The organism is Serratia sp. ME47, assembly GCF_903970925.1.
GTDB classification, from domain to species: Bacteria; Pseudomonadota; Gammaproteobacteria; order Enterobacterales; family Enterobacteriaceae; genus Serratia; species Serratia ureilytica.
Window position 1 is genome coordinate 1 of the sequence record NZ_CAJCKE010000026.1, and the last position, 15,755, is coordinate 15,755.

The 15,755-nt window shown below is 61.1% G+C and carries 12 protein-coding genes and 1 pseudogene; 3 read left to right on the forward strand and 10 right to left on the reverse strand.

All coding sequences use genetic code 11. The features are described 5' to 3' along the window. The 4 genes and pseudogenes from H7A77_RS20605 to yebS all read right to left on the reverse strand — a co-directional run. Nucleotides 1-232 (reverse strand): annotated as a pseudogene (locus tag H7A77_RS20605) (spore coat protein); the annotation flags it as partial. Nucleotides 233-497: 265 nt separating this feature from the next. Further along, a complete protein-coding gene (rsmF, locus tag H7A77_RS20610; protein WP_060660801.1) occupies nt 498-1,934 on the reverse strand; it encodes a 16S rRNA (cytosine(1407)-C(5))-methyltransferase RsmF in 1,437 nt (478 codons plus the stop codon). Nucleotides 1,935-2,036: 102 nt separating this feature from the next. After that, a complete protein-coding gene (locus H7A77_RS20615; RefSeq protein WP_182074585.1) occupies nt 2,037-4,667 on the reverse strand; it encodes a PqiB family protein in 2,631 nt (876 codons plus the stop codon). Continuing rightward, a complete protein-coding gene (yebS, locus tag H7A77_RS20620) occupies nt 4,636-5,883 on the reverse strand; it encodes a membrane integrity lipid transport subunit YebS (protein WP_033644263.1) in 1,248 nt (415 codons plus the stop codon). Before yebS ends, H7A77_RS20615 begins: the two co-directional genes overlap by 32 nt. Nucleotides 5,884-6,138: 255 nt before the next feature. On the opposite strand from yebS, the gene H7A77_RS20625 reads away from it, so the two are divergent. From H7A77_RS20625 to prc, 3 genes are all read left to right on the forward strand, one after another. After that, entirely contained in the window at nt 6,139-6,636 is a 498-nt protein-coding gene (locus tag H7A77_RS20625; RefSeq protein WP_033642843.1) for a GAF domain-containing protein, read from the forward strand. A gap of 96 nt (nt 6,637-6,732) precedes the next feature. Continuing rightward, nucleotides 6,733-7,443 (forward strand): RNA chaperone ProQ, encoded by a 711-nt coding sequence (proQ, locus tag H7A77_RS20630; protein ID WP_004931497.1) that lies wholly within the window; start codon nt 6,733-6,735, stop codon nt 7,441-7,443. Between the two features lie 19 nt (nt 7,444-7,462). Further along, nucleotides 7,463-9,511, forward strand: coding sequence for a carboxy terminal-processing peptidase (prc, locus tag H7A77_RS20635; protein ID WP_033642845.1), 2,049 nt, complete (start codon nt 7,463-7,465; stop codon nt 9,509-9,511). 67 nt (nt 9,512-9,578) lie between these two features. Here prc and H7A77_RS20640 read toward each other — a convergent pair whose 3' ends face one another. The 6 genes from H7A77_RS20640 to H7A77_RS20665 are packed head-to-tail and all read right to left on the reverse strand — an operon-like array spanning nt 9,579 to nt 15,422. After that, entirely contained in the window at nt 9,579-10,424 is an 846-nt protein-coding gene (locus H7A77_RS20640) for a DMT family transporter (protein ID WP_182074586.1), read from the reverse strand. After that, a complete protein-coding gene (locus H7A77_RS20645) occupies nt 10,421-11,728 on the reverse strand; it encodes an opine metallophore biosynthesis dehydrogenase (protein WP_182074587.1) in 1,308 nt (435 codons plus the stop codon). The genes H7A77_RS20640 and H7A77_RS20645 overlap by 4 nt, the downstream gene beginning before the upstream one ends. Further along, nucleotides 11,721-12,518, reverse strand: a complete 798-nt coding sequence (locus tag H7A77_RS20650) for a nicotianamine synthase family protein (protein WP_060660799.1) — start codon at nt 12,516-12,518, stop codon at nt 11,721-11,723. The genes H7A77_RS20645 and H7A77_RS20650 overlap by 8 nt, the downstream gene beginning before the upstream one ends. After that, on the reverse strand, nt 12,506-13,291 hold the full coding sequence (locus tag H7A77_RS20655) for an ABC transporter ATP-binding protein (protein WP_182074588.1): 786 nt from the start codon (nt 13,289-13,291) through the stop codon (nt 12,506-12,508). Before H7A77_RS20655 ends, H7A77_RS20650 begins: the two co-directional genes overlap by 13 nt. Beyond that, the gene (locus H7A77_RS20660) at nt 13,288-14,328 is read right to left on the reverse strand and encodes an iron ABC transporter permease (protein ID WP_033652483.1); all 1,041 of its coding nucleotides are present in this window, start codon (nt 14,326-14,328) and stop codon (nt 13,288-13,290) included. Before H7A77_RS20660 ends, H7A77_RS20655 begins: the two co-directional genes overlap by 4 nt. Before the next feature lie 2 nt (nt 14,329-14,330). Continuing rightward, nucleotides 14,331-15,422, reverse strand: coding sequence for an ABC transporter substrate-binding protein (locus tag H7A77_RS20665; RefSeq protein ID WP_182074589.1), 1,092 nt, complete (start codon nt 15,420-15,422; stop codon nt 14,331-14,333). Between the last annotated feature and the right edge of the window lie 333 nt (nt 15,423-15,755).

The window sequence follows — 15,755 nt, forward strand, 5'->3', positions numbered from 1 at the left end:
CGCTGCCGGTGGCGCTGGCGGTGATGACGTTAGCCAGCGACGAGTAGGTGCCGAAACTGATGGAACCAAAGTCGTTAGTGGTGCCGGAACTGTTGCCGCCGGTGACCACGCACCCGGCGCCGATGGTCATTGTCACGCCCAGCGTGCCCTGAATGGTGCCCGCTGCGTTGGCTGCGCCACTGATGCACAGCAGAGGTGTTAACGAGAGCAAAACCAGCAGAGTTTTTTTCATCATGATTCCTTGCCATGTCAGAGAAAGTCCGCAAAAACGCCACCCAGAGCTGAGTTGCACGCATTTATTTACTTACATTTAAATTAATAGGATAAGAACGTGAAATTGTCTTTATCAAAGGTCAAAACTTTTTAATTGGCACAGGGCAAGCGTGCGTGGGTGAAATAACGTGATGGTGAAATGATTAGAATAATAACGAATGGCGATAGGAATATTGTTATCTTTATTTATCGCCGGGGAAAGCGGCTCCCCGGCGCCAGGGCGATTACAGGTGAAAATCCAGCGCGCCGTCGCGCACCAGCTCGCGCGGCAGGTTGTTCTTGATGCGGCTGCCGATGCGTTTGGCGATGCCCAGCGGTTGCCCCTGATAGGTGACGATGCACTCGTCGCCCGCCGGCGGCTGCTCAGGGTAGAGATCGCGGCCGTGATACCACTCCTGGGCCAGCGCGGCGTCCAGCTCGAAATGCTGTTTGCCGTCGGCGCCCGCGAGGGCGATCGCCGCTTCGTGCTGCCAACGGAAACCTTTCGGGAAGCGCTCCGCCAGCTTGAGGCCGATACGCGAGAAGCGCACTTTGCCGAACAGCGGCTCCAGCTCGGCCGGGAAGAGCCAGATTTCCTTGTCGCGCTCCCACAGCCTGCTGTCATCGCCCCAGGTTAAGCCGGATGCGGCGGCGGCTTGGGCGATCAGCGCCGCCTCTTTGCCGGACAGCGGGCTGAACGGGAATTTACCGACTTTATAGGTCGGCTTCGCCAACGGCGCCACGGCGTGTTTTTTACGCAGGCGGGCGACGAAAAACCCTTCGCTGTCGTAAATCTGCGGGAAGACGTGCAGGAAGCCCTCGGCGGTCAACGCCTTGTCGGCGCCGGGGAACAGCTCACCCAGCGGCTCGATGCTGACCGCGTCGCCATAGGTGTCCAGCAGCCAGCGCACCACCTGCTGATTTTCCTGCGCATTGAGGGTGCAGGTGGAATAAACCATCACGCCGCCCGGCGCCAGCGCATGAAACGCGCTGTCGATCAGCTCGCGCTGGGTGGCGGCGATCTCGGCGACGCTTTCCGGCGACCAGTTGCTCATGGCGTCCGGATCTTTGCGCACCACGCCTTCGCCGGAGCAGGGGGCGTCGAGCAGAATGGCGTCAAAACTCTCCGGCAGCGCGGCGCCGAACACCCGGCCATCGAAGTGGGTCAGCGCCGTATTCTTCACGCCGCAGCGGCTGATATTGGCGTGCAGCACTTTCACCCGGCTGGCGGAGTATTCGTTGGCGACGATGCCGCCCTGATTATCCATCAACGCGGCTATCTGGGTGGTTTTGGAGCCCGGCGCGGCCGCCACGTCCAGCACCCGATGGGGCGCTGCGCCGCCGGCGAACAGCGCGCTGACCGGCAGCATCGAGCTGGCCTCCTGAATGTAGAACAGGCCGCTCAAATGTTCGGCGGCGCTGCCCAATCGCAGCTCTTCATCGTCGCGCTCGATCCAGAAACCTTCCGCGCACCAGGGAATGGGTTCCAATCGCCAGTCGTAGTCCCGCACCAGCGCCAGGAAGTCGGTGACGCTGATTTTCAGCGTGTTGACGCGCAGGCTGCGGCGCAGCGGGCGCTGGCAGGCGGCGATAAAATCGTCCATCGCCAGTTCGGCGGGCATGATGGCGCGGGTGGCGTCAAGGAAAGCGGGGGGCAGAAAAACGGCAGTGGATTTGGCCACGGGGCGAACTCTCAGGGTGCAATAAAGACAAGGGCGAGAGTTTATCACAAAGCGGAAAAAAACAGGGCCCGGCATTGCCGGGCCCTGAGGGAAACGCGAAAGTTAATCGCGCGGAATGGCGGTGCCCCAGGTTTTCCAGTCCTTCGGCTCTTCCGGATTCAGCAGGAAGTGCTTGTTCGGTGTCGCTTTCGGCGCCAGCGGAATGGTTGGCGGCGTGGCGAAGGCGATGCCGCCGCGGATGAACTGCTGGAAGGTGCCACTCTTGATCACGCCGCCGGTCAGGCCGAACTGCAGGTTGTAACCCGACGCCAGCCAGAACACGCTGTTGTTGCGCACCAGATGCTGGTACTTCTTGCTGATGCGCAGCGCGACGTGCACCCGATCGGACATGGCGCCGAGGTAGAAGCCGGTGATGGTGCCGACCTCCACGCCGCGGAACAGCACCGGCGTGCCGATCTGCAGCGAGCCGGTTTCGGCCGCGTCGAGCACGACGCTCAGGCCGTCCAGATAGCGAGAGTCGGTGATGCTGGCCTGCTGCAGTTCGAAGGTGCGCAGCTCGCGCCCGCGGCCCGGCTCCACGTTGATATAAGGCTGGAGCAGGGTATCGAGGTTGCTGACGCCGGCGGCGGAGATCTCCGGCGACACGATCGAGAAGCGGCTGCCGAGGCGCGCGAAGGTCTGCACGTATTCCGGATACAGCACCGCTTTGGCCAACACTTCGTTGCGCTCCGGCGCCAGCTGCAGCGACTCCACCTGGCCGACGTCGATGCCGAGGTAACGCAGCGGCATGCCCGCCGACAGCTTGCTGGCGTCATAGGTTTTCAGCGTGATTTGGCTGCCCACCGCGCGGGCGGCGGTTTCGCTGGCGTACAGTACGCGGTTGGCGCCTTTGTTCAGCGTCACGCCCTGCAGGTTGTCGAAGCTGATGGCGCCTTTCAGCGCGCGGTTGAGCGGTGAAGCCTGCACCGTCAGGCCGCTGCCGTTGAGCTGCACCTTGGCGCCGCCTTCGGCCCAGAAGATGCTTTCACGGGTCAGCAACTTACGGTATTCCGGGCTGATGTAGACGTCCACCTCAAACTCGTTGGCCTTCGGCCGAACGTTAACGATCTCGCCCACCTGGAATTTACGATACAGCACCACTGAGCCGGCCTGCACGTCCGGCAGGCTGGTGGCGCTGAGGGTCAGGGTGGTGGAAGGGGCGTTGCCGACGATGCCTTCCTCGGCTTTTTCGCTGTTGGCGTACAGCGGGTACTGGCCGCCAGGCTCCCCTTTGCTGCCGGGGATAATGCGCACGCCGCCGTCTACCCATTCCTGCGCACTGGCGCCGAGCACTTCCATGCCGTCTATTCCCAGCTTGACGTCGAGGCGGCTGTTGACCACGAATTTGCTGTCTTTGTGCAGCAGGCCGCGATATTGCGCATCAACGGCGGCGGTGAACACCACGCCGCCGGCGGTCAAGGTGCGGCTCAGGATTTGGCCGACTTTCACGCCGTGCACCACCAGCGGTTGCCCGACGTCGATGCCGTAGCTTTGCGGCGCCGTCAGCGTGACGGTCAACACGCCCGGCTGTTGCAACAGCGTTTCGCTGCTGTCCAGTACGTTGAAGCGCTGCTGCGGTTCGCCTTCACCCGGCACCAGTTCCAGCGTGGTGCCGGTCAGCAGTTGGCTGAGCTTGGCGTCGTTGAGGCTGATGCGCGGGCTGCGCATCACGATGCGGGTGCCGCTGCGCATCAGATCGACCACCGAAGGATCGATGGTCAGTTCACCGATGACTTTGCTGTCCTGTTGCAACGTCAGCTTGGTCAGGGTGCCGACCTGCAGCCCCTGGTACATCAGCGGCGTGCGGTTTTCACTCAAATTGTTGCCGCTCGGCAGATCCAGCAGAATATTGACGCCGCGCTGGCTGTGGGCCAGGTCCGGGTAAAGGGTATAGTTCTGATCGCCCTTGGCCTGCTGGCCATCGGCCGGCGAATCGAAGGCGATGGCGCCGTTGACCAGCGCCGCCAGGCTCTCCATCTGCACCGTGGCGCCGGACAGGCTGAAATCGCCCTTGAAGCCGGAGACATTCCAGAAGCGGCTGTTGCTCTTCACCAGGTTGGCGAAGCGGCGGTCGATCAGCACGTCGATGGTTACGCCCCTGTTGCCTTCGCTGATGGTGTAGTCATACACCTTGCCGACCGGGATTTTACGGTAATAGACCAGCGAGCCGCTGTTGAGCGAACCCAGGTCGTCGGCGTGCAGGTGAATCATCAGCTCGCCGGTGTTCAGGCGGTACTTCGGCTGGGTATCGAGCGCGGTGAAGTGGGTTTGCTCCTTGCCGCTGCCGGGCATCATGCCGATATAGTTGCCGCCGACCAGCGCATCGAGCCCGGATACCCCGGCCAGCGAGGCCTTGGGCGTCACCAGCCAGAACTGGGTGCCTTCGCGCAGCGAGTCTTCCAGATCGCTTTTGATGCTGGCTTCCACCACGATGCTGCGCAGATCTTTGCTCAGGCTGATTTTTTGCACCGTGCCGACCTCAACGCCCTGGTAGCGTACCGGCGTGCGGCCGGCGACGATGCCCGCCGCCGATTGGAAATCGATGGTGACGGTGGTGCCGCGCTCCTGGAAATTGTTATAGACCAGCCACCCGGCGATCAGCAGGGCGATGAACGGCAGTAACCAGAACGGTGAAATGCGGCGTTTGTTCTTGACCCGCGCTTCAGTCGGTGTAGTCGGCGTTTCCTGTTGCATGTGCATCCCAAATCAATCGGCTATCGAGCCATTCAACGGCAAGAATAGTCAAAATGACCGCCGAGCCAAAGTAAAACGCGGCCGGTCCCATAGTAAAAGATAACAGTTGATCGCGATTTACCAGCGACATCATCAAGGCGATAACGAACAGATCGAGCATCGACCAACGGCCGATCCAGGTGACCAGGCGCAGCAGACGGATGCGCGTCTTCAGGCTGTGCGAGGTTTTGAAGTGGATGCTCAGCAACAGCACGATCAGCACGATCACCTTGGTGAAGGGCACCAGTACGCTGGCGATGAACACGATGGCGGCGATCGGCACGTTGCCGGAGGTGGCCAATGAGACCACGCCGGAGAAAATGGTGTCTTCCAGCCGTGTGCCGTTGGCGTAAATGATGGAAATCGGCAGCAGGTTGGCCGGTATCAGCAGGATCATCGCGGCGATCAGCGCCGCCCAGGTTTTCTGCAGGCTGTAGGGCTGGCGATGGCACATCGGCACATGGCAACGCGGGCAGCGGCCGCGCGCGTCGGGATAGCCGGTATAGTGGCAGGACAGACAAATGTGCAGCGCCGTCGGTGGGCCTTCCGGCTGTTCCTGCGGATAGTAGCGCTCCCACAGCTGCTCCAGGTTGACGTGGATCAGCGTCAGGATGCTCAGCACCGTGAGCGACAGGTAAGCGATCAGCGCGCTGCCGGGCTGGATGTCGGCGTAATCCTGCACTTTGATCGCCGCCACCGCCATGCCGATCAGATAAATGTCCAGCATCACCCACTCTTTGAGCCGCTCCAGCATCAGCAGCACCGGGCGCAGGTTCATGCCGAGCGCATGGCCAAAGCGCAGGTACAGCAGCGACAGCACCAGCGTCAGCGGGGCGCCGATGGTGCAAAACGCCACCATGCTGGCGGTGAGCGGATCGCCCTGGCGGCTCATCTGCCAGATGCCCTCCAGCAAACTGGCGTCGATGCGCGTGCCGAGCAGGCGGATGCTGATCAGCGGCTCGGTGAAGGCGAACGGCATCAGCAGCAGCATGGCGATCGCCATGGCGGTCAGGCGCGTCATCGACCAGTCGCGGCCGCTCACCACCTTGGCGTTGCAGCGCGGGCAATAGGCGGCCTGATTGCCGCTGAGCGGCGGCAGCACGAACAGCAGGTCGCACTCGCAGCAGCGTTGGTGGCGCGCTTTGGAAAGGGGGGCGGTGATCGCGTGTATTTTCATTTTTGACAAGTAGCTGCCCTTGAGCCCGCCGGAACTGTCAGCGTAGCTGAAAAATAAACCGGCCGCGTCACCGGCGATCGGGCGCCGGACGGTAAAACGAGGTAAACCGGGATTCTGAGCGGCAAACATACCCCGAGCGACGGGGTTTTGTGAAGCAACAGATGATTAACCTTGTGGCTATACGCATTTAATGCTTATTTTATAGGGCTTAAGCTTTGGGCTTCTGGCCATCTTCACTGTTTTAATGGTTAACACATGACAAAAGAACAATTCTACGCGGAATTAAAACGTGACCTGAGCGCGTTGCTCGGCGGGGAAACCAACTTTATCGCGGCGCTGTCCAACGCCAGCGCGTTGCTCAACGAGCGTCTGGATGACGTGAACTGGGTCGGTTTCTATCTGATGGATGGCGACCAACTGGTGCTGGGGCCGTTCCAGGGCAAGATCGCCTGCGTGCGCATTCCGGTGGGTAAGGGCGTGTGCGGCACGGCGGTGGCGGAAAATCGCGTGCAGCGCGTCGGTGACGTGCATGCGTTTCCGGGCCATATCGCCTGCGATGCGGCCAGCAACGCGGAAATCGTGCTGCCGCTGGCGGTTGGCGGCCGAGCGATCGGCGTTTTGGATATCGATAGCACGGTTTATCAACGCTTCGACGAACAGGACGAAGTGGGCCTGAAAGCAGTGGTGGCGGGGCTTTGTGAGCAACTGGAACAGTGTGACAGTGCGAAATATGTGACTGTGGCGGCAAGTTGATCGACGGTTAACGTGGCAATTACCGATGGCGTCATTATAATGACGCCTGTTCATGCCTGTGGCTTGTTGGCAATACCGTTGTAATCAGGAAATTTCATGGAAAATCAACCTAAGTTGAACTCTAGTAAAGAAGTCATTGCTTTTCTTGCCGAGCGTTTTCCGCTCTGCTTTAGCGCCGAAGGCGAAGCTCGTCCGCTGAAAATCGGTATTTTTCAGGATTTGGTAGAGCGCGTGCAGGGGGAAGAGAATCTCAGCAAAACGCAATTGCGTTCTGCCCTGCGCCTATACACCTCAAGCTGGCGTTACCTGTACGGCGTCAAGGTTGGCGCGCAGCGCGTCGATCTGGACGGCAATCCGTGCGGTGAACTGGAGCAGCAGCATGTCGATCATGCTCGCCAGCAGCTTGAAGAAGCCAAAGCGCGCGTTCAGGCACAGCGTGCCGAACAAAACGCCAAAAAACGTGAAGCCGCCGGCGAATCCGCCGATGCCGCTCCGCGCCGTCCGCGTCCAGCCGGTAAAAAGCCCGCTGCGCGTCGCGAAGGCGGAGCCGCGCCGGAAAACCGCAAGCCGCGCCCACAAACTCGCCCACAGCCCGCTCGCCAACCTCGTGCAGCCAAAGAGGAAAGCCAGCCGCGTTATGCGCCAGTCACGGATATCTCTAAACTGCAAATTGGCCAGGAAATCAAAGTCAGAGCAGGCAAGAGCGCGATGGATGCTACCGTACTCGAAATCGCTAAAGATGGCGTACGTGTGCAGCTCTCTTCCGGTCTGGCGATGATTGTGCGCGCAGAACACTTGCAGTTCTGATACGGAGGCCAACCCAGGCATGAACAAATTCGTCAGATTAACAGCGATTGCAGGGCTGCTGTGGGCGGGTGTCAGTTACGGCGCGGAAACAGCCAACATCCGCATCGGCCAACTGCCCCAACTGCAACAGGAACCCCAGCACGCTACGGTGAGTGAGCGCGTCACCTCGCGCTTCACTCGCTCTCATTACCGCCAGTTCGCCCTCGATGCGGAATTTTCAGGCAAGATCTTCGATCGCTACCTGAACATGCTGGACTACAATCATAACGTGTTGCTGGCCTCCGACGTGGCGCAGTTCGCCGGCAAACGCAATCAGGTTGGCGAAGAGCTGAAAACCGGCAAGCTGGACACCTTCTACGCGCTGTTCAATCTGGCGCAGAAACGCCGCTTTGAGCGTTACACCTATGCGTTGTCGTTGCTGGACAAGCCGATGAACTTCACCGGCAACGGCACTATCGATCTCGACCGCAGCAAAGCGCCGTGGCCGAAAGACAAGGCCGAGCTGGATAGCCTGTGGGATGCGAAAGTCACGTATGACGAGCTGAACCTCAAGCTGACCGGCAAGACCGACAAAGAAATCCGCGACACGCTGACCAAGCGCTATCAGTTCGCCATCAAGCGCCTGACGCAAAGCAACAGCGAAGACGTCTTCCAGCTGGCGATGAATGCCTTTGCGCATGAAATCGACCCGCACACCAACTATCTGTCGCCGCGCAACACCGAGCAGTTCAACACCGAGATGAGCCTGTCGCTGGAAGGCATCGGCGCGGTGCTGCAGATGGATGACGACTATACCCTGATCAACTCGATGGTACCGGGCGGTCCGGCGGCGAAGAGCAAGGCGATCACCGTGGGCGATCGCATCGTCGGCGTCGGCCAGGCCGGCAAACCGATGGTGGACGTGATTGGCTGGCGCCTGGACGACGTGGTGTCGTTGATCAAAGGGCCGAAGGGCAGCAAGGTGCGCCTTGAGATCCTGCCGGCCGGCAAGGGCACCAAAACCCGCGTGGTCACCTTGACCCGCGAGCGCATCCGTCTGGAAGACCGCGCGGTGAAAATGACCATCAAGACCGTCGGCAAAGAGAAGGTGGCGGTGTTCGACATCCCCGGCTTCTATGTCGGTCTGACCGATGACGTGAAAGTGCAACTGCAGAAGATGGCCAAGCAGAACGTCAAAAGCGTGATCATCGATCTGCGCACCAACGGCGGCGGCGCGCTGACCGAAGCGGTGTCGCTGTCCGGCCTGTTCATTCCGAGCGGCCCGGTGGTGCAGGTGCGCGACAACAACGGTAAAGTGCGCGAAGACGCCGACACCGACGGCGTGACTTACTATAAAGGCCCGCTGGTGGTGCTGGTCGATCGCTTCAGCGCCTCCGCCTCCGAAATTTTCGCGGCGGCGATGCAGGATTACGGCCGCGCGCTGATTGTCGGCGAGCCGACCTTCGGTAAAGGCACCGTGCAGCAGTACCGTTCGCTGAACCGTATCTACGATCAGATGCTGCGCCCTGAGTGGCCGGCGCTCGGTTCCGTGCAGTACACCATTCAGAAGTTCTACCGCGTCAATGGCGGCAGCACCCAGCGCAAGGGCGTGACGCCGGACATTCTGATGCCGACCGGCGTCGATCCGGCGGAAACCGGCGAAGCGTTTGAAGACAACGCCATGCCGTGGGACAGCATCAATGCGGCGACCTACAGCAAGACCGGCGATATGGCGCCGTTCGAGCCGGAGCTGCTGAAAGATCACCAGCAGCGCATCGCGCAAAATCCGGAGTTCCAGTACATCGCGCAGGATATCGCGCATTACAAGGCGCTGAAGGATAAACGCAACATCGTGTCCCTCAATCTGGCGGTACGCGAGAAAGAGAATCACGATGACGACGCGACCCGTTTGAAACGCATCAACGAGCGTCTGGAACGTGCGGGCAAGAAGCCGCTGAAATCGCTCGACGATCTGCCGAAGGATTACCAGGAGCCGGATCCGTACCTGGATGAAACCGTGCATATCGCGCTGGACCTGGCTCATCTGGAAAAGGATCAGCCCGCTCAGCAGCCGACGCCGGCCAAATAAGGCCGCGGCTTTGCCTGTGAAAAACGCACCCTCGGGTGCGTTTTTTTTTGGTTGCGGCAAACCCGGCTTAAGCCGGTTCCTTGCGGTGACGCAGCCCGAGCTGAATGCAGGAAACCACCACCAGCAGACAGCCGAACAGCGACAGCAGCAGCGGGATCTCATGCCAGAACAGCCAACCCCAGGCGATGTTGAACACGATGCCGATATAGCGCACCACCGAGACCACGATCAGGTTATCGGAAGAGAAGGCCTGGGTTAAGACGACCTGCCCCAACAGCGACACCAGGGCGATGGCGAGCAGAATGGCGAACTGATAGGCGTTGGGCCAAACGAACGCGTTCCACATCAGCGGCAGCGAGATCAGCGTTGCGATGAACAGGAAGTAGAACACGATCTCGTAGTTGTGGTGGCGCTTGCTGAGTTTGTTGACCGACAGATAGGCGATCGAGGCGAACACCGCGCTCATCACGCCGACCAGCGACGCCAGGGTATAGGCCGAGAAGTGCCACGGCCGCACCAGCAGCACGGCGCCGATGATGACCATCGTCAGCCAAAACGCGGTGCAGGCGCTGACCCGTTCACGCAGCACCAGCAAGGAGAGCAAAATGGAGAAAAACGGCGACAGATAGGCCAGCATGCTGGCGTCGGCCAGCGTCAGATGGGCGATGCTGTAAAAATAACAAATGAGATACAGCCCGCCCATGGTGCCGCGCAACACCAGCAGCGGCCGGTCTACGCGGCTGAAGGCGATGCGGTGGCGGTACATCAGCAGCAGAACCAGCACACAGCCGATGCTGCTGCGAAAGAACACGATTTCACCGGTGGGAATAGCATCGGAGATGGTTTTAACCAGCGCGTTCATGACGCTGAAAATCAATGAGGCAAAAATGGCCAGTAGCGCACCCTGATTCATGCTTGCCTCCGCCATTGTCGGTAAATGATGTCCGCCTGCTCGTCGCAGGTATCGTCCAGCAACGAGCGATGGCAATGCTCGGCGCCGATCCGGGTGACGAAGCGCTGCAGCGCCTGCTGAAAGCGGGCCAACAGACGCTGGGCGGCGGGCATCTCGACGTCAAGCCGCTGCGCCAGCAAGACCAGGACGCGCAGTTTGCGCACGTCCTCTTGCGGCACGCGCGGCAGGTGCCAGCGCCCCTGGGCATCCTGGAAGACGCGGGCGACCCTGACGGCGGAAAAATCATAGTAGCGGCCCTGCGCGTCCGGCTCGGAATAGGGGTCGACCAGCAGCGCGGTATAACGCGTAAACAGCGCATAGCATTGCTCCGTCGGCGCGAGCTGCGGGAATTGGTCAATCCAGCGGCGGCTCACCATACGGGGCGGAACCGGGTAGTTGTCGTCATTCAAAAAGCGCAGCAGGTTAATGGCCTCGATGCCGAGCCGGTTGAGCAACTGCTGGTAATCCTGCGAGAGCGCCAGCATGTCGGCGATCGCCTCGGGACAGATGGGGCCCTCGGGGTGGGTTTTATACAGGTACTGGATCGGCGCCTGCGGCTGGAATATCGCCTGCAGCGTGGTTTCGGCCAGCGCCAGCGGAGGATGAACATAATTGGTGATGCTGAAGCGCTCGGCGGCGAGCAGGCTGTTGCAGCGTTGGGCGTCAATGCCGTGACGCGCCAGCAGCGAGCAAAGCCAGTCGAGTTCGGCGCAGTCTGACCTTGCGCCTGCGCCGGCCAGATAAATCCGCTGCTTGAACGCCTTGGTGTAGGCGCGGTAAGGCTGTTCGGCGTTCTGGTATTTGGTATCGGCGTAGTAGCTCGACAGGCTGATGACCTCGACGTGGGATTGCCCGGCCTCCTGCAGCAGGCTTTGCGCCATCAAGCCGGAGCCGATGGAGGGAGAGAGCAGGATCAGTGAGCGCAGTTGGGGCAACGCCGCCCATGGCACCTGTCGCAGCACGTCATGGTATTGATCTGCGGGGACGGCAAGGATCAGTCTGCGCCAGTCGCCGCCGACGAGCGCCAGATCATCGCAATAGCGGTCAATCGTCACCTGCGCATCGTCTTGGGTGCGCTGCGCCTTACCGGCGCCCGTCAGCCACAGGCTGGGCGTGTGCGCCAGATGTTGCTTCAGGCGGCGCCCTTTTTCGCTGGTGCGGTTGTACAGGCCGATGCGCGCATTGCCCGCGGTCTTGATGTCCGCAGCCAGTTGGATCGCCGCCGGGCCGGCGCCGAGGATCAGGGTGGGAAAGGCATTATTCATGGCGGTGAGGCTCCAAAATCAAGAGATCGTACAGCGGGGTGCTGAGCGGTTTACCGCTGACGCGCCAGGGCGAGCCGGCGGCCTGGTGGTGGTAAGGGCAGTTGAAGATCGACTTGAGGCCGTTGCCATAGCGCACCAGCAATTTGCCGCACTGGGGCAGCAAAGGCCGCAGCGCCTTCAGCAAACCTTGCTTGTCCGCCACCAGGGAGGCGATGATGATGTGATCGATATCGTTGCGCGTCAGGCCGTTCAGCTTGTCGATGCAGGGCATCTGCTGCACCAGCCCCAGGTGGCGCGTGAGCCGGCGGGCAAAACGCTGGGCCGCCGGATCGCAATCGTAGCAAATGACGGTGGCGGAGAGCCTGGCGACCAGCGCCAGCGCCGTGGTGGGCAATGCACCGCTGCCCACCAGCAGCACCCGTTCGCCGGGTTTAATGTCGGCGGCCGCGATCTCCAGCTGCAGCGCGCGGTCGAAACTGTTCAGGTAGGCGTTGGTTTGCGCCGGTTCCCGGCACAGCGCCGAGACGCGATGCTTCTCGTAGTCGCACAACGCGGCGTTGGCCGTCGCCCGCAGTTGGGTGATCTGCGCCGTTATCAAACGGTCGTTTTCCAGCTTTTGACGATAGGCCTGCAGCTGCGGTTCGTCGTTAAAGGCCTGCAGGCGGCTGAAACGACGTTCCAGCAGGGAAAAATGGCGCCTGTCTTGCCGGGCGGAACGGTGAAGCTGGTGAATTTCCTGTTGCAAGCCGGCGAGTTGCGCCAGCATGTCCGCCTTGGTCAGAGTGTACATGGGGATTCTCCGTGTGCGTGTAACAGCTGTGTCGGCAGCAGATAGGGGTAGCCCTGCGGGCTGACGCCGTTTTCGATGCCGACGCCAAATACGCGAGACACCATCGGATGTCCCATCATCTGATGGGTATCGCCGTGGCAAACGACGCGTCCGTGCGCGAGCAGCGTGAGTGAGTAGCAATAGCGCAGCGCCAATCCCAGATCGTGGATCACCAGCAGCGTGATGCAGCGGTGGCGCCGGCCGTAGTCGGCGATCTGATTGAGCACGCGCAGCTGGTGGTGGATATCCAGCGCGCTGGTGGGTTCGTCGAGCAAAATGATCTGCGGCTGAGAGACGAAGGCCTGAGCCAGCATCACCAACTGTCGCTGGCCGCCGCTGAGACGGTTGAAGGGGCGATCGGCGAGCGCGGAAATGCCGCATTCCGTAAGCGCCTGCTCGACCGCATCGGCCTGGGCGGCGCTGACGCGCCAGCTCAACTGGCGTACCTTGCCCAGCAGCACCATGTCAAAAGCGGTCAATGCCGAATCGCAGCGATTAAGCTGCGGCACATAGGCGATACGGCTGGTTTTCGGATCGAGAGGGCGCTCGCGGTAAGCGATCTCGCCGCTGCACGGCACCATGCGGTTAATCGCTTTGAGCAGCGTCGATTTGCCGGCGCCGTTGGGGCCGATGATGCCGCCGAGCTGCGCCTCCGGCCAGCTCAATGAAACGTCTGCCAATAGCGAGCGGCGATGCAGCGAGACGCCGACGCGGGTGAGAGTCAGTTGAGTCATGGGCGTTTAACCTGTCGAGTGACGAAGTAAAACAGCACCGGCACGCCGATCAGGGCGATAACGATGCCGATGGGCACCACGCCGTTCGGCATCACCAGCTTGGCGACGATCGAGGCGCACAGCAGCAGCAGGCTGCCGCAGAGGGCGGAAATGCAGATCAGGTAGCGCTGATCCTCACCCACCAGAAAGCGGGCGAAATGCGGGGCGATCAGCCCGACGAACCCGATGGTGCCGACAAACGAGACCGAGGCGGCCGTCAGCAAGGTCGCCAGCAGAAAGGCCAGCTTGCGCAAGGCGCTGACATTGATGCCCAGCCCCTGGGCCTGCTCTTCGCCGGCGGACAGCGCCGTCAGCCGCCAGGCGAGCCGCAGACTGACGAACAGCGCGCACAGCAACACGACGCCGGTGATCGCCACGCCGTGCATATTGGCTTTGAGCAGGCTGCCGAACAGCCAAAAGACAATTTGCTGCATGGCTTCCGGCGAGGCCAGAAACAGCAGCAGCGATTGCAGCGACTGAAAGAAAAACAGCACCACGATGCCGCTCAACACTAATATTTGCGGCGTCATGCCGCGGCGTTGTCCCAGCAGATAGACAGGCACGCAAGCTAACAGCGCCATCAGCGAAGCCAGCAACGGCGTGCCCAGCGCCAACGCGCCGCCCAGGCTGAAGCCGGTGAGGATCGCCAGCGCCGCGCCGAACCCCGCCGCGGCAGAGATCCCCAGCGTATAGGGGCTGGCGAGGGGATTGGCCAGCACGGTCTGCATCAGCAGGCCCGCCAGCGCCAGGCTGGCGCCGACCACCAAGGCGGTGAGCGTCATCGGCAAGCGAATCGACCAGAAAACCGCCTGATGCAGTGCGTTGCCGGGGGCAGAGCCGGGCCAAAGCATCCGCACGATATCCGTGAGGCCAAGTTGCGCGGCGCCGACGGTGAGATCGATGGCGGTCGCCGCCAGCAGCGCGCCGAGCAGCGCCAGCGTCAATAGCCCGCGGCGCAGCCTGCGCCGTCGCAAAAACGCACGTCCTGTGTGGGCCACGGTTATTCTCCTTGCCAGCGTTGCAAGAAGATGCCGTCCGCCTCTATCGGCAAATATTGATGGTAGAACTGCGCCAGATTGCGCGCGGGATCAACATCGGCAAACGCGGCGGGATAGAGCGCTTTTGCCAGATACTGGACAAAGATAAAATCGTAAATCGTGCGCGCGCCGCCATGGTAAAGCGCATAAAGACGCTGATTTTTTACCGCCGGCAGTTGCGGCCATCCCGCCCGCCGGGCGTATTGCGTCAGGCGCGTCTGTAGGGGGGCTGCCTGCGTGCCGTAGCCCATCGGCACGGCGTTCGGCATGTTTTCCCAGTCGCCACCGGCGAGAAAAATCACCTCGGGCCGTCGGGTCAGGACATAGTCGGCGCGCAAGGGGGAAGGGCTGCCGACGACGCCGGCGGCGATATTGTCGGCGGCGGCCAGCTGCAGCAGCGGCCCCCAGATCGATGCGCCATAGCTGCTGCTGTACTCGCTGGGGCCCTTGTCCCCCAGCTCAATGTAGGTGACCGGCGGCGGCAGCTGCGCCTGGCGGATGCGCCGCCGGGTATCCTCGAGACTTTGGCGATATTCGTCGGCCAGCCGTTCCGCTCGCTCGGCGTGGCCCATCGCCTGGCCCATTAACCGGATGCTGGCGAGCTTGACTTCAACGCCCTGATTGAAGTCGACGACGATGTAAGGAATGTTGAGCTGTTGCAGCACCGGCAGGTAGTTGGCGAAGCCGTCGAGCTGCCACTTCGCCAGGATCAGCAGGTCTGGTCGCGTGGTCAGCAGGCGTTCAAAATCGAAGCTCTGGTTATAGAGCGAACCGACATCGACCAGTTGAGCGAGCCGTGGCAGCGCCGCCTGATAGCGCGTCCATTGGCTGGCGCGCAACGCCCAGTCGCTTTTGGAGAAGGCGACGACCTGTTGATAACTCTCCGGGCCGTTCACCGCCAGAAAATCTTCGTAGTAAAAGCCGATATAGGCGCGCTGTGCGGGGGCGGCCAGGGTAACCTGGCGTCCTTCAACGTCGGTGAGGTGAATTTCAGCGTGCGCGACCTGGCAGAAAAGCAGCCACGTCGCCAGCATCCAGACGACACGCGATAACATGATTGACATCCCTTTATGATTAATTGTGATGTTATAATGTAACAATTGATCGCGAGATTCAAACTTTCGTCGCCGCTGAATCAGGCGGGGCATGATGAAATGCGCGGAGCGGATATTGGCCTATAAAGCGTGAGGATAACGGTTCTCGTTGTCATGGCGTGCGGGCAAAGAAATTTTTCTGCAAAACCCCTCCGCCTTGCGCAACAATCGTTTACAATTTGCCAAATCCCGGTCGCGCGTCGTTTTTGTAAAGTTTCGTATTTTTAGTAGGTTAATGGCGCGCAACTCTTGAAACTGTGACGAATGCCCATACGATCCAGGGTATCTGGACAG

What these genes read in the sequence shown, in the direction of transcription:
- H7A77_RS20615 (WP_182074585.1), bottom strand. Translation starts at nt 4,667, where the DNA reads ATGCAACAGGAAACGCCGACTACACCGACTGAAGCGCGGGTCAAGAAC.
- yebS (WP_033644263.1), bottom strand. Translation starts at nt 5,883, where the DNA reads ATGAAAATACACGCGATCACCGCCCCCCTTTCCAAAGCGCGCCACCAA.
- H7A77_RS20625 (WP_033642843.1), top strand. Translation starts at nt 6,139, where the DNA reads ATGACAAAAGAACAATTCTACGCGGAATTAAAACGTGACCTGAGCGCG.
- proQ (WP_004931497.1), top strand. Translation starts at nt 6,733, where the DNA reads ATGGAAAATCAACCTAAGTTGAACTCTAGTAAAGAAGTCATTGCTTTT.
- prc (WP_033642845.1), top strand. Translation starts at nt 7,463, where the DNA reads ATGAACAAATTCGTCAGATTAACAGCGATTGCAGGGCTGCTGTGGGCG.
- H7A77_RS20640 (WP_182074586.1), bottom strand. Translation starts at nt 10,424, where the DNA reads ATGAATCAGGGTGCGCTACTGGCCATTTTTGCCTCATTGATTTTCAGC.
- H7A77_RS20645 (WP_182074587.1), bottom strand. Translation starts at nt 11,728, where the DNA reads ATGAATAATGCCTTTCCCACCCTGATCCTCGGCGCCGGCCCGGCGGCG.
- H7A77_RS20650 (WP_060660799.1), bottom strand. Translation starts at nt 12,518, where the DNA reads ATGTACACTCTGACCAAGGCGGACATGCTGGCGCAACTCGCCGGCTTG.
- H7A77_RS20655 (WP_182074588.1), bottom strand. Translation starts at nt 13,291, where the DNA reads ATGACTCAACTGACTCTCACCCGCGTCGGCGTCTCGCTGCATCGCCGC.
- H7A77_RS20665 (WP_182074589.1), bottom strand. Translation starts at nt 15,422, where the DNA reads ATGTTATCGCGTGTCGTCTGGATGCTGGCGACGTGGCTGCTTTTCTGC.